This is a genomic window from Methylobacterium sp. NFXW15, from assembly GCF_049887755.1.
Taxonomy (GTDB): domain Bacteria; phylum Pseudomonadota; class Alphaproteobacteria; order Rhizobiales; family Beijerinckiaceae; genus Methylobacterium.
Genome location: NZ_JAGEKG010000005.1, coordinates 242,767 through 268,592, shown reverse-complemented (window position 1 = coordinate 268,592; position 25,826 = coordinate 242,767). Strand labels below are relative to the sequence as shown.

23 protein-coding genes and 1 tRNA gene are annotated in these 25,826 nt (G+C 69.0%); 9 read left to right on the top strand and 15 right to left on the bottom strand.

The genetic code is table 11. The features are described from left to right. The first annotated feature begins 6 nt into the window (after positions 1–6). Positions 7–1,824 (top strand): allophanate hydrolase, encoded by a 1,818-nt coding sequence (gene atzF / locus J4O73_RS13805; RefSeq protein ID WP_426218138.1) that lies wholly within the window; start codon positions 7–9, stop codon positions 1,822–1,824. Positions 1,825–1,858: 34 nt separating this feature from the next. Here the strand turns inward: atzF and J4O73_RS13800 are convergent, their stop codons facing one another. The 8 genes from J4O73_RS13800 to J4O73_RS13765 all read right to left on the bottom strand — a co-directional run bounded on the left by J4O73_RS13800 (position 1,859) and on the right by J4O73_RS13765 (position 10,605). Next, positions 1,859–3,412, bottom strand: coding sequence for an ABC transporter ATP-binding protein (locus J4O73_RS13800; protein ID WP_426218136.1), 1,554 nt, complete (start codon positions 3,410–3,412; stop codon positions 1,859–1,861). Further along, entirely contained in the window at positions 3,409–4,110 is a 702-nt protein-coding gene (locus J4O73_RS13795; protein ID WP_426218134.1) for a cysteine hydrolase family protein, read from the bottom strand. The genes J4O73_RS13800 and J4O73_RS13795 overlap by 4 nt, the downstream gene beginning before the upstream one ends. After that, on the bottom strand, positions 4,107–5,126 hold the full coding sequence (locus J4O73_RS13790; protein WP_426218132.1) for a formamidase: 1,020 nt from the start codon (positions 5,124–5,126) through the stop codon (positions 4,107–4,109). The genes J4O73_RS13795 and J4O73_RS13790 overlap by 4 nt, the downstream gene beginning before the upstream one ends. A 10-nt stretch (positions 5,127–5,136) precedes the next feature. Next, on the bottom strand, positions 5,137–6,060 hold the full coding sequence (locus tag J4O73_RS13785; protein WP_426218131.1) for an ABC transporter permease: 924 nt from the start codon (positions 6,058–6,060) through the stop codon (positions 5,137–5,139). Then, complete coding sequence (locus tag J4O73_RS13780; RefSeq protein WP_426218129.1) at positions 6,057–7,199, bottom strand: ABC transporter permease; 1,143 nt, start codon at positions 7,197–7,199, stop codon at positions 6,057–6,059. The genes J4O73_RS13785 and J4O73_RS13780 overlap by 4 nt, the downstream gene beginning before the upstream one ends. A 188-nt stretch (positions 7,200–7,387) precedes the next feature. Beyond that, a complete protein-coding gene (locus J4O73_RS13775) occupies positions 7,388–8,494 on the bottom strand; it encodes a BMP family ABC transporter substrate-binding protein (RefSeq protein ID WP_426218127.1) in 1,107 nt (368 codons plus the stop codon). Between the two features lie 240 nt (positions 8,495–8,734). Further along, positions 8,735–8,986, bottom strand: coding sequence for a hypothetical protein (locus tag J4O73_RS13770; protein WP_426218126.1), 252 nt, complete (start codon positions 8,984–8,986; stop codon positions 8,735–8,737). Between the two features lie 266 nt (positions 8,987–9,252). Then, positions 9,253–10,605: a nucleobase:cation symporter-2 family protein gene (locus J4O73_RS13765; RefSeq protein WP_426218124.1), complete on the bottom strand. Its 1,353-nt coding sequence runs from the start codon at positions 10,603–10,605 to the stop codon at positions 9,253–9,255. Positions 10,606–10,828: 223 nt separating this feature from the next. Here J4O73_RS13765 and J4O73_RS13760 point away from each other — a divergent pair, with 223 nt between their 5' ends. Further along, the gene (locus J4O73_RS13760; protein ID WP_426218122.1) at positions 10,829–11,047 is read left to right on the top strand and encodes a hypothetical protein; all 219 of its coding nucleotides are present in this window, start codon (positions 10,829–10,831) and stop codon (positions 11,045–11,047) included. An 83-nt stretch (positions 11,048–11,130) separates the two neighbouring features. Further along, a complete protein-coding gene (locus J4O73_RS13755) occupies positions 11,131–11,409 on the top strand; it encodes a hypothetical protein (protein ID WP_426218120.1) in 279 nt (92 codons plus the stop codon). Positions 11,410–11,418: 9 nt separating this feature from the next. On the opposite strand, the gene J4O73_RS13750 is transcribed toward J4O73_RS13755, so the two are convergent. The 5 genes from J4O73_RS13750 to J4O73_RS13730 all read right to left on the bottom strand — a co-directional run bounded on the left by J4O73_RS13750 (position 11,419) and on the right by J4O73_RS13730 (position 17,110). Next, on the bottom strand, positions 11,419–12,483 hold the full coding sequence (locus J4O73_RS13750) for a BMP family ABC transporter substrate-binding protein (protein ID WP_426218118.1): 1,065 nt from the start codon (positions 12,481–12,483) through the stop codon (positions 11,419–11,421). 25 nt (positions 12,484–12,508) lie between these two features. After that, positions 12,509–13,435 (bottom strand): ABC transporter permease, encoded by a 927-nt coding sequence (locus J4O73_RS13745; RefSeq protein ID WP_426218117.1) that lies wholly within the window; start codon positions 13,433–13,435, stop codon positions 12,509–12,511. Further along, the gene (locus tag J4O73_RS13740; protein WP_426218116.1) at positions 13,432–14,508 is read right to left on the bottom strand and encodes an ABC transporter permease; all 1,077 of its coding nucleotides are present in this window, start codon (positions 14,506–14,508) and stop codon (positions 13,432–13,434) included. The genes J4O73_RS13745 and J4O73_RS13740 overlap by 4 nt, the downstream gene beginning before the upstream one ends. Next, on the bottom strand, positions 14,498–16,021 hold the full coding sequence (locus tag J4O73_RS13735) for an ABC transporter ATP-binding protein (protein ID WP_426218115.1): 1,524 nt from the start codon (positions 16,019–16,021) through the stop codon (positions 14,498–14,500). The genes J4O73_RS13740 and J4O73_RS13735 overlap by 11 nt, the downstream gene beginning before the upstream one ends. A 90-nt stretch (positions 16,022–16,111) precedes the next feature. After that, positions 16,112–17,110 (bottom strand): hypothetical protein, encoded by a 999-nt coding sequence (locus J4O73_RS13730; protein WP_426218114.1) that lies wholly within the window; start codon positions 17,108–17,110, stop codon positions 16,112–16,114. A 266-nt stretch (positions 17,111–17,376) separates the two neighbouring features. On the opposite strand from J4O73_RS13730, the gene J4O73_RS13725 reads away from it, so the two are divergent. The 3 genes from J4O73_RS13725 to J4O73_RS13715 all read left to right on the top strand — a co-directional run bounded on the left by J4O73_RS13725 (position 17,377) and on the right by J4O73_RS13715 (position 19,736). Continuing rightward, complete coding sequence (locus J4O73_RS13725) at positions 17,377–18,066, top strand: cysteine hydrolase family protein (RefSeq protein WP_426218113.1); 690 nt, start codon at positions 17,377–17,379, stop codon at positions 18,064–18,066. 1 nt (position 18,067) lies between these two features. Next, positions 18,068–19,435, top strand: a complete 1,368-nt coding sequence (guaD, locus tag J4O73_RS13720; protein WP_426218112.1) for a guanine deaminase — start codon at positions 18,068–18,070, stop codon at positions 19,433–19,435. A 97-nt stretch (positions 19,436–19,532) separates the two neighbouring features. Next, entirely contained in the window at positions 19,533–19,736 is a 204-nt protein-coding gene (locus tag J4O73_RS13715) for a hypothetical protein (protein ID WP_426218111.1), read from the top strand. 6 nt (positions 19,737–19,742) lie between these two features. On the opposite strand, the gene J4O73_RS13710 is transcribed toward J4O73_RS13715, so the two are convergent. Beyond that, a complete protein-coding gene (locus tag J4O73_RS13710) occupies positions 19,743–20,066 on the bottom strand; it encodes a hypothetical protein (protein WP_426218110.1) in 324 nt (107 codons plus the stop codon). Positions 20,067–20,647: 581 nt separating this feature from the next. Here J4O73_RS13710 and J4O73_RS13705 point away from each other — a divergent pair. Next, positions 20,648–22,126, top strand: a complete 1,479-nt coding sequence (locus tag J4O73_RS13705) for a methyl-accepting chemotaxis protein (RefSeq protein WP_426218109.1) — start codon at positions 20,648–20,650, stop codon at positions 22,124–22,126. Positions 22,127–22,341: 215 nt separating this feature from the next. Here J4O73_RS13705 and J4O73_RS13700 read toward each other — a convergent pair. Then, positions 22,342–22,416 (bottom strand) — tRNA-Val (locus J4O73_RS13700). A gap of 218 nt (positions 22,417–22,634) precedes the next feature. On the opposite strand from J4O73_RS13700, the gene J4O73_RS13695 reads away from it, so the two are divergent. Both J4O73_RS13695 and J4O73_RS13690 read left to right on the top strand, forming a co-directional pair. Beyond that, positions 22,635–23,681, top strand: coding sequence for a hypothetical protein (locus tag J4O73_RS13695; RefSeq protein WP_426218108.1), 1,047 nt, complete (start codon positions 22,635–22,637; stop codon positions 23,679–23,681). 2 nt (positions 23,682–23,683) lie between these two features. Continuing rightward, entirely contained in the window at positions 23,684–25,804 is a 2,121-nt protein-coding gene (locus tag J4O73_RS13690; RefSeq protein WP_426218379.1) for a glycosyltransferase family 2 protein, read from the top strand. The last annotated feature ends 22 nt before the right edge of the window (positions 25,805–25,826 follow it).

The window sequence follows — 25,826 nt, the reverse complement described above, 5'->3', positions numbered from 1 at the left end:
CGCATCATGTCCATGCCCGCATTCCCGACCCTGGCCGCGCTCCACGCCGCCTATGCGGACGGCCTTTCGCCCGAGGCGGTGATCGCCGAGACCTACCGGCGGATCGCGGCCGTTTCCGATCCCGGCATCTTCCTCGCCCTCGTCCCCGAGGCGGAGGCGCTGTCCGCCGCGCGGGCGCTGGGGCCGTTCGACCCCCTGGCGAAACCGCTCTGGGGCCTGCCCTTCGCGGTGAAGGACAATGTCGACGTGGCGGGGCTTCCGACCACCGCCGCCTGCCCCGATTTCGCCTACAGCCCCGCGGCGACCGCCCCGGCCGTGGCGAACCTCCTCGCGGCGGGCGCGGTCCTCATCGGCAAGACCAATCTCGACCAGTTCGCCACCGGTCTCGTCGGCGTCCGCACGCCCTACCCCGCGCCGCGCAACGCCTTCGATCCCGGCATGGTGCCGGGGGGCTCCTCGTCGGGCTCGGCCGTGGCCGTCGCGCAGGGCCTCGTCACCTTCGCCCTCGGCACCGACACGGCGGGGTCGGGTCGCGTCCCGGCCGGGCTCAACAACATCGTCGGGCTGAAGCCCTCTCTCGGTAGCGTCTCCGGCCGGGGCATGGTCCCGGCCTGCCGGACGCTGGACACCCTGTCGGTCTTCGCGGGCACGGTGGCGGATGCCGATGCCGCCTACCGGGTGATGCTCGGCCACGACCCCGAGGACGCCTATTCGCGGTCCTTGCCGGTCCCCGCTCGTCCGGCCTCGGTTCCGCCGGGGCTGCGCCTGGGCGTGCCCGACGCGGCGGGCCTGTCCTTCGGCGGCGACGCCCTGTCCAAGGAGGCCTTCGCCGCCGCCCTCGCCGATCTCGCGACTGTGGTGCCGGGCGGAGCCGTGCCCGTAGACCTCGCCCCGTTCCAGGCGGTGGCGGCCCTGCTCTATACCGGCCCCTGGGTGGCCGAGCGCTACCAAGCCATTCGCGCCGTCATCGAGACACGCCCCGAGATCCTCCACCCGACGACGCGGGCGATCATCGCTTCCGCGACGAAACACTCGGCCGCCGACGCCTTCGCCGGGCTCTACCGCCTCGCCGAGCTGCGCCGGGCGACGGAGGCGGTCTGGTCACGGATCGACGTGCTCGTCGTGCCGACCTATCCCCGGCCGCGCTCCTGCGCCGATCTCGCCGCCGATCCGATCGGCCCCAACAGCGAGCTCGGCACCTACACGAACTTCGTGAACCTGCTGGACCTCTGCGCCCTGGCGGTGCCGGGCCGGTTCCGGGCCGATGGCTTCCCCTCCGGCGTGACGCTCATCGCCCCGCGCGGCGCGGATGGCCTCCTCGCCACCCTCGGCGCGCGGCTGCACGAAGCCGCCGGGCTGACGCTCGGCACGAGTGGCGCGCCGGTTCCTCCGGCCTCCGAGGCGCCGGAAATCGCGCGGGCGGGCTCGGGCGAGATCGAGATCGCGGTGGTCGGGGCGCACCTGTCGGGCCTGCCCCTGAACGGCGAGATCACCGGGCGCGGCGGTCGCTTCCTACGCGCCGTCCCGACGAGCCCGGATTACCGCTTCCATGCCCTACCCGGCGGACCGCCCGCCCGGCCGGGCCTGATCCGCGTCGCGGCCGGAACCGGCACGGCCATCGAGACGGAGGTCTGGGCGCTTCCCGCTGCCGGGTTCGGCACCTTCGTCGCCTCCGTGCCCGCACCTCTCTCGATCGGGACACTCCGGCTCGCGGACGGCACCACGCCGAAGGGCTTCCTGGTCGAGCCTGAAGGCCTCGCCGGGGCGACGGACATCAGCGACTATGGCGGGTGGCGGCGGTATCTCGGCCGCTCGCAGCTGTGACCCGGCCCTCACCCTCGTCCCGGGAAGCTCCCCCTCAATGGTGCCCCGCCATGTGACGCCCGATCGTGCCCGCTTCGGCTTGCGCGGCGGCGGTCTCGTAGACGAGGCGGCCCTCCGACATCACGAGGATGCGGTCCGAGAGTTCCAGGATCTCGTCCAGATCCTCGCTGATCAGCAGCACGGCGGCGCCCTCGTTGCGGGCGGTGACGATGCGCGTGCGGATTTCCGCCACCGCCGCGAAATCGAGCCCGAAGCACGGATTGACCACGATCAGGAGATCGACCGGATCGGTCAGTTCCCGCGCCAGGACCGCCCGCTGGACATTGCCGCCGGAGAGGGTCGCGATCGGTGCCTCGGACGAGGCGGTCTTGACCTTGAATCGCTCGATCAGATCCTTCGCCCGCCGGGACATGGCCCGCCGGTCGAGCCAGAAGGTCGGCGGGCCGGACGGATCCTCGCCCCGCCGGTCGAAGGCGCGGAAGGCGAGGTTCTCGGCTACGGACATGCGCGGGGCGCAGGCTTCCCGCAGGGGCTCCTCGGGGATGAAGCGCACACGCCGCGCCCGGCTCTGGGCGCGGGTGCCGGTATAGGGCTCGCCTGCCACCACGACGCGCCCGCCCGCTGCCCGGATCCGGCCGCCCAGCACGTCGGCGAGTTCCTTCTGGCCGTTGCCGGAGACGCCCGCGATGCCCAGGATCTCCCGTGCCCGCACCCTGAGATCGGGAATGTCGATACGGCGCAGGCCGGACACGTCCGTCGCCGCGAGATTCTCGACGCGCAGGATCTCGCGGGCGGGGTCCGGCTCGCCGACGCGGGCAGCAATGGGCCGCACGACGCGCTCGCCGATCATCATCGCCGCCATGTCCGCCCGCGACAGGGTCCCCACCGCGCCGCCGCCGACCAGGCGGCCCCGGCGCAGGACGCTGAGGGAGCGGGCGAAGGTCTCGACCTCCCGGAACTTGTGGCTGATCATCAGGACGGTGAGATCGCCTCGGTCGGTCATGGCGCGCAGCAGACCCAGAACCTCTTCCGCCTCGCCGGGTGTCAGCACCGAGGTCGGTTCGTCGAGGATCAGGAAGCGGGCCTTCAGGTAGAGCTGCTTGACGATCTCGAGCTTCTGCTTCTCCCCCGCCGCCAGTTCGGCCACCGGCCGGTCGAGGTTCAGCCGGAACGGCATGCCCTCCATGAAGGTGGCGAGCGCCGCCCGCTCGGCCTTCCAATCGAGGATGGCGGGAGCGTCGGCGCGGCTGATCACGAGGTTCTCGGCCCCGGTCAGGGACGGCACCAGGGTGAAGTGCTGGTAGACCATGCCGAGGCCCCGCCCCTGCGCGCCCTTCGGGTTGGTGATCTCGACCTCGCGGCCATCCACCAGGACGCTCCCGGATGTGGGGGCGTAGAAGCCCATCACGCATTTCACGAAGGTCGACTTTCCCGCGCCGTTCTCCCCCAGCAGCGCGTGGAAGCCGCCCGCCTCGATCTTCATCGACACGTCGTCCAGCGCCGCGAAGGCGCCGAAGCGCTTCGTCATGCCGATGGTCTCGACGCCGAGGGCTCCTGAGAGCGTGTCGGGGGGCGGAGCCTCGCTCATGCGTGTACGCCCATCGCAGCGATCACCGCGGCCGAGGCGGCGACGGCGCCGAACACGCCGCCCTGCATCGTCACCATCTTCAGCGCCGCCTCATGGTTGCCGGGATCGGTCGCGGCGGTGCCGTCCGACACGATCACGCATTCGAAGCCGCGGTCGTTGGCCTCGCGCATCGTCGTGTGGACGCAGACGTCGGTGGTGATGCCGGTGAGGATCAGGTTGCGGATGCCCCGCTGGGTGAGGATCAGTTCGAGATCGGTGGCGCAGAACGAGCCCTTGCCCGGCTTGTCGATGACCGGCTCCCCCGGCCGCGGCGCCAGTTCGGGGATGATCTCCCAGCCGGGCTCCCCCCGGACCAGGACCCGGCCGCAGGGGCCGGGATCGCCGATGCCCGCGCCGATCCGGCGGGAGCGCCAGCGTTTGTTGGCGGGCAGGTCCGCGAGGTCCGGCCGGTGGCCCTCGCGGGTATGGATGACATGGTAGCCTCCGGCCCGCGCCGCCGAGAGCAAGCGTCCGATCGGCCCGATCGGCGCGCGCGTCAGGGCGAGGTCGTAGCCCATCGCATCGACGTAGCCGCCCTTGCCGCAGAAATCCGTCTGCATGTCGATGATGACGAGGGCGGTGTTCGCTGGGCGCAGGTCGCCGTCATAGGGCCAGGGATAGGGCTCGGCGGCAGCGAAAGTGCCGACGGTCCCGCTCATTCGGCGGCCTCCCGCCGGGAGGGCTGGTCGTAGACGCGGGTCGGCGCCGGGAAGCCGCAGGACGTGCCGTCCGTGACCGCGACCTGATCCTCCCAGGGCAGGCGGTAACGCCCCGCCGCGAGGTCGGTCATGTAGGTGTAGGGGCAATCCTGCGCCCCGCCCTTCACCGCCGTGTAGCCCCGGTGGCCGAACTGATAGATGTTGTTCTCGACGCCCCAGTGGACACGCGCCTCGCGCACCAGATCGGGGCGGACCTCGGCGGTGATGATCTCGTCGACGCGGCCGGTGGTGCCGTGGGCGAGCACCGTCCCGTCGAAGTTGCAGATCATCCCCTCGCCCATCGAATCGAACGTGCCGTCCGAGCCGCACAGGCAGACATTGGCCGTGACCATCAGGTTGCAGAAGGCGTTGGATTGGTTGGTGAAACGCCAGGATTCGCGGATCGGGGCCGTGTAGCCGGCCGTGCGGATCATGATCTCGGCGCCCTTGTAGGCGGCCTCCCGCGCCATCTCCGGGAACATACCGTCGTGGCAGATGATGAGGCCGATCTTCGCGCCCTTCGGCCCCTCGATCACCGGGATGCCGAGGTTGCCCGGCTCCCAGGGCTCGACCGGCACCCAGGGATGCATCTTCCGGTAGTAGAGCTTCAGCGCGCCCTGATCGTCGATGATCAGGCCGGAATTGTAGGGCATCCCGCCGGGATTGGCCTCCATGATGGAGAAGCAGCCCCAGATCCGGTGCTCGGCGCAGGCGCGCTTGAAGGCGGCCACCTCCGGCCCGTCGAGGGTGCACAGGATCTCCGGGCGGATGTCCATGGACAGGCCGTGGAGCGCGTATTCCGGGAAGACCACGAGATCCATGGTGCCGAGATTGGCCCGGGCCTTGGCGACCAGGGCCACGATCCGGTCGGTCTGCGCGGCGATGTCGGCGCGGGTCTCGATCTTTGGCAACTGCAATTGCACGAGACCGATCACCACGCCGTTGGGCGACTTGTTCAATCCTCCGAGGCCGTTCATCGGCTGACACTCACTTCGACAGGGACAACTCGCCCGGTGCCCCCACCAATGCCCGGTGGGGCGAGGAGGTGGCGATGAGGAGGACGAGGGTGAGGACGTAAGGCGCGGCGTAGAACAGGTAATAGCCCTGCGAGACGCCGACCGATTGCAGGGCCGGGCCGAGCGCCCCCGCCCCGCCGAACAGGAGCGCCGCCCCGAAGCAGGCGAGCGGGTTCCAGCGGGCGAAGATGACGAGCGCCACCGCCATCAGCCCCTGGCCGGAGGAGATGCCCTCGTTCCATGAGCCCGGATAGTAGAGCGAGAGGTACGAGCCGCCGATCCCGGCAAGCACCCCGCCGAGGCCGGTGGCGACGAGGCGCACCCGGTCGACGTCGTAGCCGAGCGCCCGGGCCGCGTCGGCGCTGTCCCCGACCACGCGCAGGATCAGCCCGGCCTTGGTGTTGCGAAAGCCCCACCATAGGGTGACCGAGAGGGCCGCGCCGGCCAGGAACAGCACATTGACCCTGAGCGCCGCCTGGACCTGCGGCAGGTCCGACCACGCCCCGAAGGGAATGGCCGGGAGCGGCGGCGCGGGGGGCTGGATGAAGGGCTTGCCGAAGAAGAAGGCGAGGCCCGTCCCGAACAGCATCAGCGCGATGCCGATGGCGACGTCGTTCACCTTCGGGAACTTGCAGATGGTCCCGTGGAGCAGGCCGAACAGCCCGCCCGCGAGCCCCGCCACCGCGACCCCCGCCCAGGGCGAGTTGGTCAGCACGGCGGTCGCGTAGGCCGACATCGCCCCGAACACGAGGGTGCCTTCGAGCCCGAGATTGATCCGCCCCGAGCGTTCGGTGATCGTCTCGCCGAGGCTCACGAACAGGAATGGGGTCGAGACACGGATCGCGCCGCCCAAGATCGCCAGCGGGACCGTCCAGAGGCCGAGATCGTCGCTCATGCGGTGACGGCCTCGCGCTTCTGGGCCCAGAGATGCGGATTGAAGAGCTTGAACCGGCCGTAGAGCGTCTCGCTGAGCAGCACGACGAGGAAGAGCAGCCCTTCGAGCACCAGCACCGTCGCATCCGGCAGTTGCATCCGGCGCTGGATCAGCCCGCTCGACGCCTCGATGCCGCCGAGGAGGAACGCGACCGGCATGATCGCGATCGGGTTCTGCCGGGCAAGGAAGGCGACGAGGATGCCGGTATAGCCGTAGCCCGCCGCGAGCGTGCCATTGGCGTTGCCCTGGACCGCCGCGACCTCGAAATAGCCCGCGAGCGCCGCGAAGGCCCCGCCCAGCGCGGTGAAGCCGACGATCAGCCGTCCGACCGGCAGGCCCTGGATCTGCGCCGCCTTGACGTTCCCGCCCGCGATCCTCGCGGCGAAGCCGAGGGTCGTGCGGTCCATGAGCAGGTAGGCGACCACGCAGGCGATGATCCCGCAGCCGAGCCCCCAATGGACGCCGATCACCGGCATCGGCCCGAGCATGAACGCGTCGCCCACCGGGAGGGTCGAGGGTTTGTTGAGGCTCGCGGGATCACGCAGCGGCCCCTCGATCAGGTGGTTGGCCAGCGCGATGGCGATGTAGGACAGGAGCAGGCTGGAGATCGTCGCGTTGACGTTGCGATAGGCCTGGAGCCAGCCCACGGCGCCGATCCACACCGCGCCCATGAACGCCGCCGCCCCGGCCATCAGCGGAACCGCAATGAGCGCGGGCAGGCCGGAAAGCGGTTGGGCGGCGGCCGCAGCGGCGAGGCCGCCGAGGACGATGGCGCCCTCCCCGCCGATCACCACGAGGCCGAGCCGCGCGGGTAAGGCCACGCAGAGCGCCGCGAAGAGCAGGGGCGCGGCGCGCTGCAAGCTGTTGCCGAGGGCGAAGGGCGAGCCGAACCCGCCGCGCCAGACGATGTCCACGAGTTGGAGGGGCGACTTGCCGAGCGCCATCAGGAAGAGGCCGAACAGCAGGAACCCCACCAGGGCGGCCCCGACCGGGATGGCCAGAGCTTCCAGGCGACGGGCCAGCCACGCCCTCAGGGGAAGCGTGGTCCAGGCTCGCGGCTTGTCGCCAGCGAGCTTCGAGGGGGCGGCGTCCGCGACCACGTCTTCAGGTTCCTCCGCGATGGCCTTCCCGAAGAGCGCCGCAGAAACCGTGCCAGCCGGGCTCAGAAACCTCCTCGGTCATTGCGAGCGGAGCGAAGCAATCCAGGGACGCGCCACGGCCGGAGACGTCCCGCTGCCCTGGGTCGCTTCGCTGCGCTCGCGATGACGGGGAGGGCGTGACGGGGCCCTCAAACCGAGCCCTTCACGCCCTCGACGAGGTAGTTCGTGCTCTCCAGCTCGGTCGCCTTCTCGGCGTAGGCCTTCCCGGCGGGCATCACCTCCTTGCCGGTGTTGTCCTTGAGCGGGCCCTTGATGATCTCGTAGCCGCCCTTCAACATCTCGGCCTTCACGGCGTCCGCGTTCCGGCGGGCACCGTCTGACACGGCCGGGCCATAGGGGCTCATCTTCACGTAGCCGTCCGCCAGCCCACCGCGGACGAAATGCGCCGGGACCTTGCCCGCCTGCATCGCGGCGATGGCGTCCTTGTAGATCGGCAGCCAGTTCCACTCGGCGCCGGTCAGATACTTCTGCGGCGCCAGCGGCGACTGATCGACATGGTAGCCGCAGACGAAGGCGCCCCGGCGGGCGGCGGTCTCGACCACGACCTTGGGGCTGTCGACGTGGCAGGTGATGACGTCGGCCCCTCCATCGACCAGGGCGTTGGTGGCCTCGGCCTCCTTCACCGCCAGGGACCATTCCCCCGTGAAGATCACCTGACAGGTGATCGACGGATCGACGCTGCGGGCGCCGAGCAGGAAGGCGTTGACGTTGTTCAGGACCTGGGGGATGGGCTTGGCCGCGACGAAGCCGATCTTCTTCGACTTGCTGGCATGGGCGGCGGTGATGCCGTTCAGATACTGCGCCTGTGCGATATAGCCGAAATAGGAGCCGGCGTTCTGCGGATCCTTCTCGGTCCAGAGGCCGCCGCAATGGCGGAACTGGATCTTCGGATTCTTGCGCGCCTCGTTGAGCAGATACGGGCTGTAATAGCCGAACGAGGTCGGGAACAGCAGCGTCGCTCCATCGAGATTGATCATGCTCTCCATGGTCTTCTCGACGGCGTTGGTCTCGGGGACGCGCTCCTCCTCGGTGATCTCGAGGCCGCCCATCGCCTTCAGGGCCTTGGCGGCCTGGGCATGGGCTTGGTTGTAGCCGTAATCGTCCTTCGGCCCGACATAGATGAAGCCGACCGTCAGGGGCGTCGCGGCCCGGGCCCGTCGCCCGGTCGCCGCGTCGAGCCCGAGGAATGCGCCCGCACCGAGCAAGGTTCTGCGCGTAAAAGGAAGATGTGCCACGCGTCGATCACCCCGTTCGTCCCGCAAAGATGGCGGGCGGAGCGGGATGTTATGCGCCGGTTCTTACACGGCGAAGCCGATAATTTCGGCACTCACCCGGCTGATCTGGCCTTGGGCCAAACCCTGTGTCGACAGGCCGACGCACAAGTCTCGAGCGGCCGGTGGTGAAAAGCGCGGCAGTTCAACCAAGCCTCGAAGTCTGCGCGGACGACGCCTCGGCCCGTCCGCGCGACTTGTCCCTCAGCGGCTGCGATCGTAGCGGCTGCCGAAATGGTGCGGGATCGAGCCCGTGACCGCGACGCCGTCATCCCGGATGACCGCATAGCCATCGACATTGCGCGAATCCATCAGGTTCGGCACGGCAGCCCGGCCCTGGACTCCGCCGGGGGCGGTGACGGCCGGGATGCCGGCGGGAGCGGTGAAGCTCTGCGCGAAGGCGGTCGTGGAGAGGGAGAGGCCGAGAACGGCGCCTGCGAGAAGACGGTAAGACATGGCGGACATCCGAAAGTTCGGAGCGGTGCGCCGGACGTCTGGCGCTCGCTACGGGTCATCAAATGAGCAGCAATGCCTCCGGATCCAACGCGGAAAGCTCGAATATTGTGCGTTTACGCACGATCGTACCGGACTCTGACCAACGGGTGTGGCCGAAAGGTGCGAATTTTTCCGTTTGAAAAGAATGATTTATAGGGCCTCATTACGAAGGTGGGCATGCCCTGTGCGTTCTGGCACGGACCTTTCCCGGCTCGGCCGATGCCGGATCAATGGGCTTCGGCGGCTCTCGCTTGGCGAGCCGCTGCATGGCGTGCCGCCTCCGCCGTGCCGACCCCGTTGAAGAACAGGTTCAACAGAACCGCCGACAGGGCGCAGAGCAGGATGCCCGAATCCAACAGGGGATGCAGCGCATGCGGCATCTCCTTGAAGAAGTTCGGCGCCACCAGGGGGATCATGCCGAAGCCGACCGAGACCGCGACGATGAACAGGTTGTTGCGGTTGCCGGCGAAATCGACGCCGCCGAGGATGCGGGTCCCGGTGGCGCCCACCATCCCGAACATGACCAGCCCTGCTCCGCCGAGGACGCATTGCGGCACCGCCTCGACCAGGGCCGCGAGCTTCGGCACGAGGCCGAGGCCCAGCATGATCCCTCCGCCGACGACGGCCACGAGGCGTGTGCGCACGCCCGTCACCCCGACGAGGCCGATATTCTGGGAGAAGGACGTGTAGGGGAAGGTGTTGAACACCCCGCCGATCATCGTGCCGAGGCCATCCGCGCGCAGACCCCGGACGAGCCGCGCCTCATCGAGCGGTTCGGCGCAGATCTCGCTGAGGGCGAGGAACATGCCGGTCGACTCGACCATGACGACGATCATCACCACGCACATCGTGACGATCGAGACCGGATCGAAGGTCGGCAGGCCGAAGGCGAAGGGGCGCACCACGTCGAACCATGGCGCGGTGACGACATGGCCGAGATCGACCAGCCCGAACGGCGCGGCCACCAGCATCCCCGCCACGATCCCGATCAGGACGGAGGCCGAGCCGACGAACCCGGTGCAGAAGCGGGTGACCGCCAGGATCACGCACAGGACGAAGGCTGCGATGGCGAGATGCAACGGCGCGCCGTAATGCGGGTTGCCGACCCCGCCTGCCGCCCAGTTCACCCCGACGCGCATGAGCGAAATGCCGATGACGAGGATGATGGTGCCGGTGACGACCGGGGGGAACAGGGGCAGGAGCCGCCCGATGAGCGGCGCGGCGAGGATCGCGAACAGGCCCGCCGCGATCACCGCGCCGTAGATGCCGGTGAGGCCAACTTCCGGGCTCAGACCCATGGCGACCATCGGTGTCACCGCCGCGAAGGTCACGCCCATCATCACCGGCATGCGGATGCCGATGCCGGGAAGGCCCCAGCTCTGCACGAGGGTGGCGAGGCCGCCCGCGAACAGGTCGGCGCTGACCAGCAGGGCGACCTGCTCCGGCGGCAGCTTCAGGGCGCGCCCCACGATCAGCGGCACCGCCACCGCGCCCGCATACATCACCAGCACGTGCTGGAGGCCGAGGAGACCGAGCGCGGCGGGGCGCGTGACGGGATCGGGCCGGGCGGCGCTCGACATGGTTGGATCGTCCCTGACGACCGTCCTCCGCCCTGCGAATGACCGGGCGCGAAGCGGCTGACGGACTTGCGCAATCCATGTGCCAAAGGGCCCCGCCCGGCCCTGCATCTGGCCTGTTGTCTGCTAGAGCGCATTCCGACGAAGTGGTTACCGGTTCACGGCTCCAGGGTCGCGGGGGCCGAACCGGAAACCCGTTCGGTGTACGGGAGGAAAGCGGATGGGAATGCGTCGTTCTGGATCAATCGCCATCCTGGCGGCGATGGCGTGGTTCGGGCTCGGGGCCGCCATCGATGCGAGCGGATCGCTCCGGCCAACCCAGGCGGCGGCGCAGGGAAGCCTGACGCCCCCCGCAGGCCAGCCGCGCGCCACCGCGCCCGGCGGTCTGCGCGGTCGCGCCATCCGCCGTCATCATCGCCACCACGTGCCGCACCGGCGGCGCTGACGCGAAATCACCACGGGCACCGGCACGACGGGAACTCGCCGCGTTCCCGGCCATTCGTCCTGCTCTCCGAGAGCGAGACGACCATGGCACGCGCGCTGACCCTTACCTTGGCTCCCACCCTGGCCCTCTGCGGGCTGCTCGCGACGGCCGCCGCCGCGAATGCGCAATCGGTCGGCGCCCCGGCCGGGCGCGACCCCGCGACGGCGCCCGGCGGCACGGAAGGTCTCGCCGGGCCGCGCAACACGGCCGAGGCGATCCGCAGCGGCGACGCGATCCCGGTCGCGCCGCGCACGGACGGGATCCCGGCCGGGGAGCAAGGGGCTCTGCCCCCGGACGCGTCGCGGGTGCCCGCCCCGCGTTGATGGCCGCTCTTACTGCGGCAGCTTGTCGTCGATCCCCTTCACGTACCAGTTCATGCCGAGGATCATCGGGTCGGGGGCGGTCTCGCCGTCCTTGACGGCCACGGTGCCGTCCTGCTTCGTCACCGGACCGGCGAAGGGCTGGACTTTGCCGGAGGCGATGTCCTTCACGGTCGCCTCGGCCATGGCCTTCACGTCGTCGGGCATGTTGGTGAAGGGCGCGAGGACGACCATGCCGTCCTTGATGCCGCCCCAGGTGTCGTGACTCTTCCACGTCCCGTCGAGCACGGCCTTGGCCTCGGCGATGACGTAGCCGTTCCAGTCATCCACGATCGAGGTGAGCTGCGCCTTGGGGGCGAAGCGGTACTGGTCCGAGGACTGGCCGAAGGCGAGCTTGCCCTGTTTCTCCGCCTCCTGCAGCGGGGCGGCGGAGTCGGTGTGCTGGGACAGGATGTCGGCCCCCTGCGCCAGCAGCGCCTTGGCGGCCTCCGCCTCCTTGCCGGGGTCGAACCACGTGTTCACCCAAACAATCTTCACCTTGATGTTCGGGTTCACCGATTGCGCGCCGAGCATGAAGGCATTGATGCCGCTCACGACCTCGGGGATCGGGAAGGAGGCGATGTAGCCGACCGTGCCCGTCTTCGAGAGCTTGGCGGCGATCTTCCCGCACACGTAGCGGCCCTCATAGAACCGGGCCGAGTAGGTCGAGACGTTATCGGCGCGCTTGTAGCCGGTGGCGTGCTCGAACTTCACCTTCGGGAATTTCCGGGCGACCTTCAGGGTCGGCTCCATGAAGCCGAAGGAGGTGGTGAAGATCAGCCCCATGCCGGAGCGGGCCAGCTTCTCGATGGCGCGCTCGCTGTCGGCCTCCGGCACGTTCTCGAGGTAGGTGGTTTCGACCTTGCCGGGCAGGGCCTCGGCGAGCGCCTTGCGGCTCAGGTCGTGTTGGAACGAATAGCCGTAATCGGCCACCGGCCCGACATACACGAAACCGACCTTGAGCTTGTCCTCGGCCTTCGCCGCGCCGGAGAACAGGAGAAGCGCGCCGAGGCAGGCGCCGAGAGTCGTCCGCAACATCCGCATGGGTCCTTTTCCGTGGTGTCTAACGGTGTGGGGTGAAGTCCCGCCCTAGGGCGGCGGGGGCCAGGGAGCCGCCCCGCCGACGCCCGAGCGACAGCAGGACCAGCGCCAGGATCGTTGCGAGGTAGGGGAGCGCCGAGAGCAACTGCCCCGGCAGGCCGATGCCGGACGCCTGGGCATGGAGTTGCAGCACGGTCGCGCCGCCGAACAGGATCGCGCCCGCCACCACCCTCCCCGGCCGCCACGAGGCGAAGACGACGAGGGCCAGCGCGATCCAGCCGCGCCCGGCGGTCATGGCGGGTGCCCAGAACGGCGTGTAGGCGAGCGAGAGATAGGCGCCTGCGAGCCCCGCGCAGCCGCCCCCGAACAGCACCGCGAGGAACCGCACGAGGCGCACCGGCAACCCGAGGGAATGGGTCGCGGTGTGGTCGTCGCCCACGGCCCGCAGGATCAGCCCCGTCCGCGTCCGCCACAGGAACCACGCGACGCCGAGCGCCAGGGCGAGGCCCGCATAGACGAACCCGTCCTGCCCGAAGACGAGACGGCCCACGATGGGCAGGTCGGTGAGGAAAGGGAGGTTCAGATGAGGCGCGGGCTCCCGCTTCAGCCCGACATAGCCCGCCCCGACGAGCCCCGAGAGGCCGAGGCCGAGAATCGTAAGGGCGAGCCCCGAGGCCACTTGGTTCGCCGCGAGCCCCACGGTCAGAAGGCCGAACAGGGCGGCAAGGGCGATCCCGGCGCCGATCCCGGCGAGGGCCCCCGCGAAGGTCGAGCCGCTCTCCACCGCTGCCGCGAAGCCGATGGCCGCGCCGCAGACCATCATGCCCTCGACGCCGAGGTTGAGCACGCCCGCCCGCTCGGCGACGAGTTCCCCGAGCGCGGCGATGATCAGCGGCGTCGCCGCCGCCAGCACCGTGGCCAGCACCATCGGAAGCAGATCGAGGCTCATCGCGCGGTTCCCGGCACGAGGCGGACCTTGAATCGCGTGAGCACGTCGGCCCCCAGCACGAGGCCGAGCAGCAGCCCCTGGAAGGCCCGCGTGAGGTCGAGGGGCAGCCGCAGGTCGATCTGCGCCGCCTCCCCGCCGATCGTGGTGACCGCGATGACGAAGGCCGCGACGAGGATGCCCACCGGCGACAGCCGCCCGAGGAAGGCGACGATGATCGCGGTGAAGCCGTAGCCTGGCGAGATGGTCGGCTGGAGCTGGCCGATCCGGCCCGCGACCTCGACGATGCCCGCGAGGCCCGCCGCGCCGCCGGAGATCGCGAAGGCCAGGAGCGTCAGCCGTCCTTCGCTGAACCCCGCGAACCGGGCGGCGCGGGGGCTCGCGCCGACCACCCGCATCTCGAACCCGAACAGGGAGCGGCCGAGCACCACGACCGCCAGCACGGTCGCGACGAGGGCGAGGAGGACGCCCGCATGGAGTGTCTCGCCCTCCCAGAGGTAGGGAAGCCGCGCGGCGGGATCGAAGGACACGCTCTGCGGGAAGTTGAACCCCGCCGGATCGCGTAACGGCCCGCGCGCCATGTAGTCGAGTAGGAGTTCCGCCACATAGACAAGCATCAGGCTCGTCAGGATCTCCGAGACGCCGAGCTTCACCCGCAGGATGGCGGGGATCATCGCGTAGGCGATTCCCGCCAGCGTGCCGGTGACGAGCATTGTTGGCAGGATCCAGGTAGTGGCGCCGGTGCTGCCATGGGTGGCGATGGCGATCATGCCCCCGGCAAGGCCGCCGACGACGAACTGGCCCTCGGCCCCGATATTCCAGAGGTTCGCCCGGTAGCAGAAGGCGAGCCCGGTCGCGATGAGCGCGAGGGGCGCCGCCTTGATGGCGACCTCCTGCAGGGACCACGCTTCGGCAAGCGGCGCGATGAAATAGGCAGCGAAGGCGGCGCCCGGCGACACGCCCATCGCGAAGACGGCGATCCCGCCGATCAGCACCGCCGCGAGGAAGGCGAGCGTCGGCGACAGGGCTTCCGCCCACGGCGAGCGCTGGCCGCGCGGCACGAGGTCAAGACGCATGGGCGGCCTCGGGAGGGAGCGGGATGGCCGACGCGGATGGCGCCGCCTCGCCGCCGCCCATCAGCAGGCCCACCGCCTCGCGGCTGGTCTGCCTGCGCGGCACGGCGGGCGAGAGCTGCCCGGCATGGAGGACGGCGATGGACTCGGCGATCTCGAACAATTCGTCGAGGTCCTGGCTGATCGCCAGCACGGCGCTGCCGCTCGCGGCGAGGTCGATCAGCGCCTGCCGGATGCGCGCGGCCGCCGCCGCATCGACGCCCCAGGTCGGCTGATCGACCACGAGGAGCCCCGGCGCGGCCAGGATCTCGCGCCCGACGACGAATTTCTGGAGGTTGCCCCCGGACAGGGTTCCGGCGGCGGGGTCGGGCCCCGCCTTGCGCACGTCGAAGGCCTCGATCACCCGCGTTGCGAGGACCTGGGCGGTGCCCCGGCGCAGGAAGCCGAAGCGGGTCAGCGGCGCGGTGGCGTGGCGGGAGAGCACAACGTTCTCGGACAGGCTCATGGCGGGGGCGGCGGCGTGGCCGTTGCGCTCCTCCGGCACGAAGGCCGCGCCGAGGCGCCGCCTTGCATTGACTCCGAGATGACCGGCGGGCTTCCCGTCGATGAGCACGGCCTCGGCTCGCCCGGCCAAAACCTCGCCGGAGAGGGCGGCGAAGAGTTCCGCCTGCCCGTTCCCCGCGATGCCCGCGATGCCGAGGATTTCGCCGCCCCGGATCGTCAGGCCGATCTCCTTCAGGGCGGTGGCGTGCAGGCCGGGGGCGGGCAGCGACAGCCTGTCGAGGCGCAGGCGCTCCCCACCGGGTCGCGCGGCGGCCGCGGGGGCGATCTCGCGGACCTGCGCGCCCACCATCATCGCGGCGAGGGAGGCGGCGCTCTCCTGCCGGGGATCGCAGGCGCCGACCACCTTACCCGCGCGCAGGATCGTCGCCCGCGCGCAGAGACGGCGCACCTCGTCGAGCCGGTGCGAGATGTAGAGGAGCGCCCGCCCCTCGTCGCGCAGCCGCTCCAGCACGGTAAACAGCAATTCGGCCTCGCCCGGCGTCAGCACCGAGGTCGGCTCGTCGAGGATCACGAGCTTCGGATCCTGAAGCAGGCAGCGGACGATCTCGATCCGCTGCCGTTCCCCGGCGGACAGCGACCAGACCGGCCGGTCCGGTTCGAGATGCAGGCCGTAGGTGTCTCCCAAGGCCGCGATCCGGCGCGCCAGTTCGGCCCGGCTCAGGCCACGCCCCATCACCAAAGCGATGTTCTCGGCCACCGTCAGGTTCTCGCAGAGCGAGAAGTGCTGGAACACCATGCCGATGCCGAGCCGCCGCGCGGCCTCGGGATTGGCGAGCCGCACCGTCTGCCCGAGATGGGTGATGGCCCCCTCCGTCGGCTCCAGCAGTCCGTAGAGGATCTTCATCAGCGTGGACTTGCCCGCGCCGTTCTCGCCGAGCAGGGCGTGGATTTCCCCGGCCCGGATCTCGAGATCGACATGGTCGTTGGCCGTGAAGTCGCCGAAGCGCTTCACGATGCCGTAGGCGCCGAATAACGGGCGCGGATCGCCTGCCGGGGCCGGCGGGCCGGGTGTGGGCCGTTCCTGAATGCCGGACCCCACCGGTCAGAACACGTGGAAGGCGACGCCGGCGAGGAAGCTCTTTTCTTCCGTGCCCTTGAAGTTGGCGGTCTCGACGTTGCCGAACTTGTTCAGCCAGTACTGGAAGCCGATGAACACATCGACGCGGTTGGGCTGGTCGTAGACGAGCTTGCCGAGGTCGAGGACGAGGTTGGTCCGCGACAGGAATTCGAGGCCGCGCGGCGGGTTGAACGGGAAGGCGGCCACGTTCTGCACGCCGCGGCCCTTGGGCAGGACGATGTTGTTGAAGCCGGTGACGCTCAGCGGCAGGCCGGTGAAGGTCAGCGGGAAGCTGTAGACCACCTCGAACTCCGGCACCGTGTCGAAGCTCTGGTCGCGATCGGGCTGAACGTTGAAGCCGTTGCGGTTCCATTCCTTGTAGGCGTGGACGGAGAGGTTGAGGAACCCGGCGGGCACGTCGAAGGCGAAGTTCAGGCCGCCGACCACGTCGCGCTTCTTCGAGCCGAAGGCGTCGTTCTGCGAGTTGGCGTCGAAGCCGAAGGCCAGGGAGACGTCCTTGACGAGGCCGGGGATGGTGAAGGCCTTGGTGCCGGACAGGGCGTTGAGGCTGAGGGTGCCGCGATACAGGCCGTAGGCTTCGGTGTTGCCGTAATCGGCGAAGAACGGGTTGGCGATCGATCCGGGGGGATTGGTCGTGCCTGCGGGGAACTGCGAGCCGGACTTGAGGATGTCGAGGGAGAAGAAGTTGGTGCCGTAGGCCCAGGCGTCGGCGTGGGAGATGTTGAGGATCTGCTTGGGCGCCTCGCGCGAGACGAAGCTGCCGTCGGCCCGCTGAATCTGGACGCCCGGCGAGACGGTCGGGAACTGGTAGCGGTAGCTGATCTGCGTATCGGAAAACAGGAAGAACGACGGTTCCTTCGCGGGAACGACTTCGGGGGCCTTCTTCAGTGTGTCGAGATCGGCCGCGAAAGCTGCACTGGTGACGCAAAGTGAAAGGGCGGCCGCCAACACACGCTTGAACATCTTTCCGGTCCCCCGAGTCCTCAAAAAGTTTCCGAGAAATCAGCAACCCCTATGCCAGCGATGAGAATGGCTAGAGCGACTGGGTGCAATGTTGCGGAAACGTCACAAAATCTGCCGTTTCCGCTCAGAATGCCTTTGGAATGGTCACGCCGGGCGCTTGAATGACGCCGATCATCCGCTGAACGGCTGTGCATGCTTTTTGCAAAGCGGGGCATCATCCCCCCGAGTGATCATCGGGCTTGCAGGGATTGGCGCGAGAGAGGGCCATGCCGACAGCCACCCCCACCGTCCATCTCGAGGCCGAGCCCGCTCCCCTCGCCTTCGATCCTGCGGCGACGGCCCTGGTCATCATCGACATGCAGCGGGATTTCCTGGAGCCGGGCGGCTTCGGGGAGAGCCTCGGCAACGACGTTTCGCGCCTTGCCGCTGCCATCGCACCGGCCGCCTCCCTGCTCGACGCGGCCCGCCGGGCCGGCCTCCTCGTGATCCATACGCGGGAGGGGCACCGGCCCGACCTGTCGGACGCCCCGCCCGCCAAGATCGCCCGCGGCGCACCCTCGGCCCGCATCGGCGATCCCGGGCCGATGGGCCGGATCCTGATCCGGGGCGAACCCGGTCACGACATCATTCCGGCCCTGCGGCCCCTGCCCGGCGAACCGGTGATCGACAAGCCCGGTAAGGGCGCCTTCTATGCCACCGACCTTGCGGGCATCCTGTCCGCCCGGCGGATCGACACGCTGCTCGTCTGCGGGGTGACGACGGAGGTCTGCGTCCACACCACCGTTCGCGAGGCCAACGACCGGGGCTACCGCTGCGTGGTGATCGCGGATGCCTGCGCGTCCTATATTCCGGCCTTCCACGAGGCGGGGCTGGCCATGATCAAGGCGCAGGGTGGGATCTTTGGCTGGGTGTCCCACTCCGCTCAGGCAATCTCCGCGCTCGGCGGCGCGGCCTGACATGACGGAGGGATCGCCCCGTCCCCGGCGGCGGGCCGTGCGCGGCCGTGCGGTCAGCCTGTCGGGGAACCCGTTCCTGGCCGAGGGCTGCCTCGACCATGTCGAGGACGCGCTGATCCTGATCGAGGATGGGCGGATCGCCGCCTTCGGCCCCTACGCCGAGACCGTGGGACGCCTCCCGGCGGGCGTCACGGTGGAGCGGTACGAGAACGCGCTGATCCTGCCGGGGCTGATCGACACCCATGTCCATTATCCGCAGCTTCAGATGATCGCCTCCTACGGCGAGCAACTGCTGGCATGGCTCGACAAGTATACCTTCCCGGCGGAACTCCAGTTCGCCGACCAAGCCCATGCCGAGCGCGTCGCCAAGCTGTTCTTCCGCGAGATCCTGGGGGCCGGGACGACCACGGCGATGGTCTATTGCACGGTCCATCCCGGCTCGGTCGAGGCGTTCTTCGCCGAATCCGAACGGTTCAACACCCGCATGATCGCGGGCAAGGTCCTGATGGACCGCAACGCCCCCGCCGCGCTCCTCGATACCGCGCAGAGCGGCTACGACGAGAGCAAGGCCCTGATCGCCCGCTGGCACGGGCGCGGGCGGCAACTCTACGCGGTCACGCCCCGCTTTGCCCCATCCTGCACGCAGGCGCAGCTCGACGCGGCCGGAACGCTCCTGTCCGAGCATGACGGGCTCTTCCTCCAGACCCATCTCTGCGAGAACCCGGACGAGGTCGCCTGGGTGATGGACCTGTTCCCGGACCGGGCGAGCTACCTCGACGTCTATGCGCGCTCGGGGCTCGTCGGCCCGCGCTCGGTCTTCGGCCATGCCATCCACGTGACCGAGGAGGATTTCTGCACCTGCCACCGGGCGGGGGCGGCGCTGGCCCATTGCCCGACCTCGAACGGCTTCCTCGGCAGCGGCCTGTTCCGGCTGTTCGACGCCCTCGATCCGAAGCGGCCGGTGCGGGTGGGGCTCGGCAGCGATGTCGGAGCCGGGACGACGCTCTCGCTCCTGAAAACCCTCGGGGACGCCTACAAGGTCGCCGCCCTGCGCGGCACCAAGCTCGATCCGGCGCGGGCCTTCTGGCTGGCCACCCTCGGCGGCGCCGAGGCCCTGCGCCTCGATGACCGCATCGGCCGCATCGGCCCCGGCTACGAGGCGGATCTCTGCATCCTCGACCTGGCGGCAACGCCGTTGCTCGGATTCCGTACCGGTACCTGCCGGGACATCGAGGAGTTGCTGTTCGTCCTGATGATCCTCGGCGATCACCGCACGGTGCGGGCGACCTGGGTGGCGGGCGAATGCGTCTACGATAACCGTCGCGCGGGCGATCCTCTTCGCTATCCGGAGTCCGGTTTTTCCAAATAATGACGTCCAGTCGTGGCGCGACTCTTGCTGCAATTCACACGTGAATCGGAGGTGAGCGATGCGGACTCTGTGTCTTGGTTTGTGCGTTGTGATCGGGATGTCGAACGCGGTCTTGGCGCAAAGCTACGTCTCGCCCAGCCCGACGGATGTGCCGACCACGGGCACGCGGGAATTGAACAAGGCCGACCGGAAGATGGCGTGCACCCAGGCCGCCGACCGCCGCAACATGAAGGGCCTCTCCCGCCAGCAATTCCGCGCCGCCTGCCGGGGCCGTCCCATCCCGAAGCGGGTCAACCCCTGAGAGCTCTTAGTACCGGGCGTTCGCGTAGCCGCTGTCGCGGCCCATCACGCTCCGGATCACCTCCTTCGTCGACGGGCTGATGCCGCCATCCTCGCGCAGGCGGCGCCCGTCGGCGCGCTCGAGCCGCGCGACATCGTCGGAGCAGCGATCGAGGGCGTAGCGGACCCTGGCCGAGGCCGGACCGCCGCGCGGGACGCCGGGCCCCTTCATCTCGAAGCGCAGGCAAGACGCGAGATAGCCCTTCAAGTCGTCGAACGCGGCGGCCTGGGCGCCCGAGACGAGGGCGCTCGACGTCAGCATCACCAGTGCGAGGGTGGACCGGGCGAGCATCGCTCTCTCCAATCGGAAGCAACTGAACGCGCCAACGCGCGAAGCTCGCTTTGGTGGCAAGTCGTTGCAACGCGTGATTGCGACCGCGAGCCTCAGGGACCTCCCATGGATGAGCGGCGGCGGTTCACTCTCTGCATCGATCCAGACAAGGGCGTCGGCCGTATCTGGAAAGATTGATGCATCAACAGGGAGCTAGAGCCTTATCCGACCGAGTTGAGCCGCCCCCGTCGATGGATTCCCGGCCGTCTTTGCGAGCGTCAGCGAAGCCATCCAGGGAGGCGCACCGTTCTGACGCCTCCCGCTGCCCCGGGATTGCTTCGCTGACGCTCGCGAGGACGGAGGCACGTAAGCCAACTTGATTGTTAATGGCTCTAGCATCCTGCATTCGCGGCAATCGCCCTTGTCCGACTGTCAGGATGACCGGAATGCCGTCCGCGGTCGCGAAAAACGACAGATATCCAGTAAATTCTGCGATACCATCAGAAATTGATCTTATAACTCAGATCAGGTTCCGAGGTTTTTAATAGGATATTCATTTATTTAGAATTGAATGCACGGTCGGGCGGTATTGGGGATGAGGCATGTTTTTTTCGCGGTCGGATAGTCGCGTAAAGTTGGATGCGATCGGTAACTCGCACGCTCTGATCGAGTTCGATCTCGATGGAAAAATCGTCGCAGCCAACGAAGTCTTTTTGTCCCTCGTGGGCTACGCGTTGGAAGAGATCCAGGGCCAGCATCACTCCCTGTTCGTCGATCCGACCGAGCGCGAGGGCGCGGCCTACCGGCAGTTTTGGGACAGCCTGCGCCGGGGCGAGCATCAGAGCGCCGAATACAAGCGTATCGCGAAGGGCGGGCGCGAGGTCTGGATCCAGGGCAGCTACTGCCCGCTCAAGGACCGGAACGGCAAGACCTACGGCGTCTTCAAATGCGCCAGCGACGTCACGGCGCAGAAGCTGCGGAACGCCGATTTCGAGGGCAAGCTCAACGCCCTCGACCGATCGCAGGGCATCATCGAGTTCAACCTCGACGGCACGGTCATCACGGCCAATGCCAATTTCCTCGCGATACTCGGCTATTCCCTCGATGAGGCGAAGGGCCAGCATCACTCCCTGTTCGTCGACCCGGCCGAACGCGAGAGCCCAGCCTACCGGATCTTTTGGGAGACGCTGCGCAAGGGCGAGTTCCAGCAGGCGGAATACAAGCGCATCGGGAAGGGTGGGCGCGAGGTCTGGATCCAGGCGACCTACAATCCGGTCCGCGATGCCTCCGGCCGACTCGTGAAGGTGGTGAAGTTCGCCACCGACATCACGGCGGCCATGGCCGAGCGCCACCGCCGGGCGGAACTCCACCGCGGTGTCGACCGCGACCTCGACGGTATCGCGGAGGCCATCTCGCGCGCGTCCCACCAGGCTGTGGGCGCCGCGAGCGCGGCGGAGCAGGCGTCCGGCAACACGCAGAGCGTCGCCGCCGGCTCCGAGGAACTGGCGGCCTCGGTGGGCGAGATCAGCGAACAGGTGAACCGCGCGTTGCAGGTCACCGGCCGGGCGGTCGAGCAGGCGGTCGCCACCTCGGAAGTGGTCACCGGTCTCGCCTCCGCCGCCCAGCGGATCGGAGAGGTGGTCGAGATGATCAATTCGATCGCCGGGCAGACGAACCTTCTCGCCCTCAACGCCACGATCGAGGCCGCGCGGGCGGGCGAGGCGGGCAAGGGCTTCGCGGTGGTCGCCGCCGAGGTGAAGGCCCTGGCGGCCCAGACCGCCAAGGCGACCGAGAGCATCGGCAGCCAGATCGTGCAGACGCAGGCCGCCGCGAGCGAGGCCGCCACGGCCATTTCCGGAATCGGCAGGACCATCGGCGAGGTCAACGAGATCTCCTCGGCCATCTCGACCGCCGTCGAGCAGCAGGCCGCCGTCGCCCAGGAAATGTCGCTCAACATGCAGGCCATGACCCAGGCCGTGTCGGAGATCAGTCAGAACATCGGCTTGATCGCCACCGCGACACAGGAGGTCGATGCCTCGACGCGGCAGGTTCGCGAGGCTTCGCGAGCCATGGTGGCTTGATCCGTGCCGCCGCCGCCCCGGTCGCCGGGGCGGCGCGGTGAGAGGCAGGCTGATTGCGAGCGGCGACCGGACGAGACCGCGTCAGCGCGAAAGCGGGCGCCGATCAGGATCGTCTTCGTCGCGCGGGAGTGGCGCTGCGACGGCGTGGGACAGGCAGTCCCGCTCTAAAAGGCGAAGGGGTTGGGGTCGTCCTCGATCACGGCTCAATCGAGGAATGGTGGAGACGACAGGGATCGAACCTGTGACCTTTCCCATGTCAAGGGAATGCACTACCGCTGTGCTACGTCTCCGCACCGGCATCCGTTCGGTGCCGGTGGGCGGGGGCTATAGCCGCTGTGCGCGGAGGGCGCAAGCCGGATTTCGAGGCTCGTGCGTCGAAGGCTTGGCGAGGTCACCCGTATTGTAGAGATCCGACCGCTCCTGTAAGCCCCGCCTCGCACACCCGGCCGTCGACGTCCCGTTCCGCCATCCCGAACGGGTTTATCGGGTTCGGCACGAGACCCGGAGCATGCGGTTCCACATCGATTACGACGCCGGCACCATGATCCAGGGTTGGATCGTGCCCGACAATCCGCTCGCCATCAGCCGGGTGGTCGTTTCGTCCGGCGGGCGGCGCATCGCCGATGTTCCCGCCGCCATCTTCGATGAGAATTTCAAGCAGTTCGGCTGGCACTCCACCGGCCAGTGCACCTTCCAGCTGTCCGAGGCCCAAGTGCCCGGCATCGCTGAGATGCGCGACCTCGAACTCTACGATTCCGACACCAACGTCCGCATCTATCGGCGCCTGCCGGACGAGGGGCTGCTGCAGAAGCGGTTTCTTCTGGTCAACACCGGCATCGAGCCCGAGACCGGGCTTCAGACGGCGCTCTTCCCGTTTTTCCGGCATTGCTATTTCGGCCTGCACCGGCTGACCGACGAGGTGCTGACCAGCGTCCTCGGCAGCGAGGTGATGCCGTCCCTGTTCCTGTCCGGGGCGCTGATCGTGCCCCGCTACGAGAACTTCATGATGCCGGACATGATGCTCACCAGCATCCTCGTCCAGGATCCCTATATCGAGATGGCGACCCGGATGCTCTGGCTGCGCGACCGGGGCGAGGAGGGGGCCGATCCGGCCCGTCGCTGGCGGCTCGGGCCCCTGGCGGAGGCGGCCACCTTCGGCGCCGAATACGACCTGACCGATCTGCGCAGCCTGAAGCGGTATTTCCGCATGATGCCGGAGCCCGCCTACCGGCTGCTCTACAATCCGCTGATCCGCCAGCTCGCCACCCGCATGCCGGAGGACCGGCTCTTCCCCGGCCACTCGATCGCGGCCATCGAGGTGATCGCCCGCGTCGGCATCGTCGGCCACCGGGAGCGATACGACGCCTTCGTTTCCAGCCTCATGGACCGGCTGGAGATCGACGCCGACGTCCCCGATGCAGCGCCCCCCTCCGCCGAGGTCGCCGCCCTCGCGGAGCGGCTGCGGGCGGTCAAGCCGGTGCAGGAGATGCTGGTCTACGACGTCGCCCTCACCGACGCCGTGAAGGACACGGTCGACAAGATCTGGAAGGCGTGAGCATGCGCTCCGCCGCCTCCGGCCCGCCCCTGCAGGAGGGGCATGACGGTCTTCGGCTGCCCGTCTCGGCCCTGCGCGGACGCTGGGTCGACCTGCGCCTCACGGACGACCCGGCGGCCGAGGCCGTGGGCTTCGCCCTCGCCTTCATCGGTCCGGACGGGCGTCCCGGCCCCTTGCTGCACGAGGAATCGATCGGTGGCGGTGTCCATCTCTGGACCGGGCGCGTGCCGCCGGAGGCCGTCGCGCTGCGCATCGCCACCCGCCTCGGCAAGGTGCCGCCCGCCTTGCGCCGTGTGCGCATCCGCCGCCTCCTGCGGCCATGGCTGTTGCTACGCGGCCTCCGGCGCTCGCCCGATCTCGCCCTCAAGGCGCTGAAATGGCGCGTCGTCGGCAAGAAGGTCCGCGCCCGCGGACTGATGGAGCGGGCCCTGAACGGGCGCCGCGAGACCGGCTACCCGCGCTGGATCCTCGCCAACCGGCGCCGCGCGCCGGAAAAGGCCGCCCTCGCCACCGAGATCGCTGGTTGGCGTGATCCGCCCGTCGTCTCCGTGCTGATGCCGGTCTACAACCCCGCGCCGAAGGTATTGCAGGCCGCCCTCGCCTCGTTGAAGGCGCAGATCTACCCGCATTGGGAACTCTGTGCCGTCGATGACGCCTCGACGGATCCGGCCGTGGCGCGCCTGCTCGCCCGCGCCGCTGCCGCCGATCCGCGCATCCGCGTTCTCCGCCGGACGGAGAACGGCCATATCGCCCGCGCCACCAACGACGCCCTGGCGATGGCCGAGGGCGCATGGTGCGCCTTCCTCGACCACGACGACGTGCTCGCCGAGGATGCCCTCTACGAGATCGCCCGCGTGGCGCGGGAGGATCCCGGCCTCGTCCTCGTCTATAGCGACGAGGACAAGATCGACGCGCGGGGCCACCGGTTCGAGCCGCATTTCAAGGCGGATTTCGACCGCGAACTCCTCTACGGCCAGAACTACATCAACCACCTCACGGCCGTGCGCACCGATGCCCTGCGGGCGACGGGTGGACTGCGCCCCGGCTTCGAGGGAAGCCAGGATCACGATCTGCTCCTGCGGTTGACGGCCGGGCTCGACCCGGCGCGGATCCGCCATGTGCCACGCGTGCTCTATCATTGGCGCGCCGAGGCGGGTTCCGGCTCGTTCTCCGACAGGGCGCTCGGCCGGGCCGAGGAGGCGCGGCTGCGTGCGCTCGAAGAGGTCGCCGCCGTCACGGGCGCCCGCGCCGAGCGGGGGCCGGAAGGGTTCAACCGCCTGGTCCACCCCCTCCCCGATCCCCCGCCGCGCGTGTCGGTGATCATCCCGACCCGCGACCGGGCCGAGTTGCTGAAGGTGACACTCGACGGGCTCCTGACCCGCACCGATTACCCGGATATTGAGGCGGTGGTCGTCGACAACGACAGCTGCGAGGCCGCGACGACCGCGCTGTTCGCCGAACTCGCGCAGGATCGCCGGGTGCGGGTGGTGCCTGTCCCCGGCCCGTTCAACTTCTCCGACCTGTCGAACCGGGGCGCGGCGGCGGCGACCGGGCCGGTGCTCCTGTTCCTCAACAACGACATCGAGGTCATCGAGCCGGGCTGGCTCACCGAACTGGTGCGGCAGGCGGTGCGGCCGGAGATCGGCGGTGTGGGGGCGAAGCTCCTGTATCCCGACCGGACGATCCAGCACGGGGGCATCGTGCTGGGCATCGACGGGGTCGCCGGACACAGCCATCTCGGCGTGCCGGATTCAGAGCCCGGCTATTTCGCGCGCATGAAGATCGCGCACGAGGTCTCGGCGGTGACGGGCGCCTGCCTCGCGATGCGGGCCGCCGTGTTCGAAGAGGTCGGCGGGTTCGATGCCGAGGCGCTGAAGGTGGCCTTCAACGACGTCGATCTCTGCCTGAGGATCCGCAAGGCGGGGTACCGGCTCGTCTGGACGCCCTTCGCCACGCTGATCCACCACGAATCGAAGAGCCGCGGCCCGGAGGACACCCCGGAGAAGAAGGCGCGGTTCGAGGCCGAGACCCGGGTGATGCTCGGCCGCTGGGGCGCGGAACTGCGCTCCGATCCCTATTACAACGTCAACCTGTCCCGGAACTCGGCCCATTACCGGGTGTGACCCCTTTGCGTGAGAGGTGAGC

Excerpts from the sequence above, each read along its gene's own strand:
- atzF (WP_426218138.1), top strand. The coding sequence starts at position 7 with ATGTCCATGCCCGCATTCCCGACCCTGGCCGCGCTCCACGCCGCCTAT.
- J4O73_RS13800 (WP_426218136.1), bottom strand. The coding sequence starts at position 3,412 with ATGAGCGAGGCTCCGCCCCCCGACACGCTCTCAGGAGCCCTCGGCGTC.
- J4O73_RS13795 (WP_426218134.1), bottom strand. The coding sequence starts at position 4,110 with ATGAGCGGGACCGTCGGCACTTTCGCTGCCGCCGAGCCCTATCCCTGG.
- J4O73_RS13790 (WP_426218132.1), bottom strand. The coding sequence starts at position 5,126 with ATGAACGGCCTCGGAGGATTGAACAAGTCGCCCAACGGCGTGGTGATC.
- J4O73_RS13785 (WP_426218131.1), bottom strand. The coding sequence starts at position 6,060 with ATGAGCGACGATCTCGGCCTCTGGACGGTCCCGCTGGCGATCTTGGGC.
- J4O73_RS13770 (WP_426218126.1), bottom strand. The coding sequence starts at position 8,986 with ATGTCTTACCGTCTTCTCGCAGGCGCCGTTCTCGGCCTCTCCCTCTCC.
- J4O73_RS13765 (WP_426218124.1), bottom strand. The coding sequence starts at position 10,605 with ATGTCGAGCGCCGCCCGGCCCGATCCCGTCACGCGCCCCGCCGCGCTC.
- J4O73_RS13760 (WP_426218122.1), top strand. The coding sequence starts at position 10,829 with ATGCGTCGTTCTGGATCAATCGCCATCCTGGCGGCGATGGCGTGGTTC.
- J4O73_RS13755 (WP_426218120.1), top strand. The coding sequence starts at position 11,131 with ATGGCACGCGCGCTGACCCTTACCTTGGCTCCCACCCTGGCCCTCTGC.
- J4O73_RS13750 (WP_426218118.1), bottom strand. The coding sequence starts at position 12,483 with ATGTTGCGGACGACTCTCGGCGCCTGCCTCGGCGCGCTTCTCCTGTTC.
- J4O73_RS13745 (WP_426218117.1), bottom strand. The coding sequence starts at position 13,435 with ATGAGCCTCGATCTGCTTCCGATGGTGCTGGCCACGGTGCTGGCGGCG.
- J4O73_RS13740 (WP_426218116.1), bottom strand. The coding sequence starts at position 14,508 with ATGCGTCTTGACCTCGTGCCGCGCGGCCAGCGCTCGCCGTGGGCGGAA.
- J4O73_RS13730 (WP_426218114.1), bottom strand. The coding sequence starts at position 17,110 with ATGTTCAAGCGTGTGTTGGCGGCCGCCCTTTCACTTTGCGTCACCAGT.
- J4O73_RS13725 (WP_426218113.1), top strand. The coding sequence starts at position 17,377 with ATGCCGACAGCCACCCCCACCGTCCATCTCGAGGCCGAGCCCGCTCCC.
- guaD (WP_426218112.1), top strand. The coding sequence starts at position 18,068 with ATGACGGAGGGATCGCCCCGTCCCCGGCGGCGGGCCGTGCGCGGCCGT.
- J4O73_RS13715 (WP_426218111.1), top strand. The coding sequence starts at position 19,533 with ATGTCGAACGCGGTCTTGGCGCAAAGCTACGTCTCGCCCAGCCCGACG.
- J4O73_RS13710 (WP_426218110.1), bottom strand. The coding sequence starts at position 20,066 with ATGCTCGCCCGGTCCACCCTCGCACTGGTGATGCTGACGTCGAGCGCC.
- J4O73_RS13705 (WP_426218109.1), top strand. The coding sequence starts at position 20,648 with ATGTTTTTTTCGCGGTCGGATAGTCGCGTAAAGTTGGATGCGATCGGT.
- J4O73_RS13695 (WP_426218108.1), top strand. The coding sequence starts at position 22,635 with ATGCGGTTCCACATCGATTACGACGCCGGCACCATGATCCAGGGTTGG.
- J4O73_RS13690 (WP_426218379.1), top strand. The coding sequence starts at position 23,684 with ATGCGCTCCGCCGCCTCCGGCCCGCCCCTGCAGGAGGGGCATGACGGT.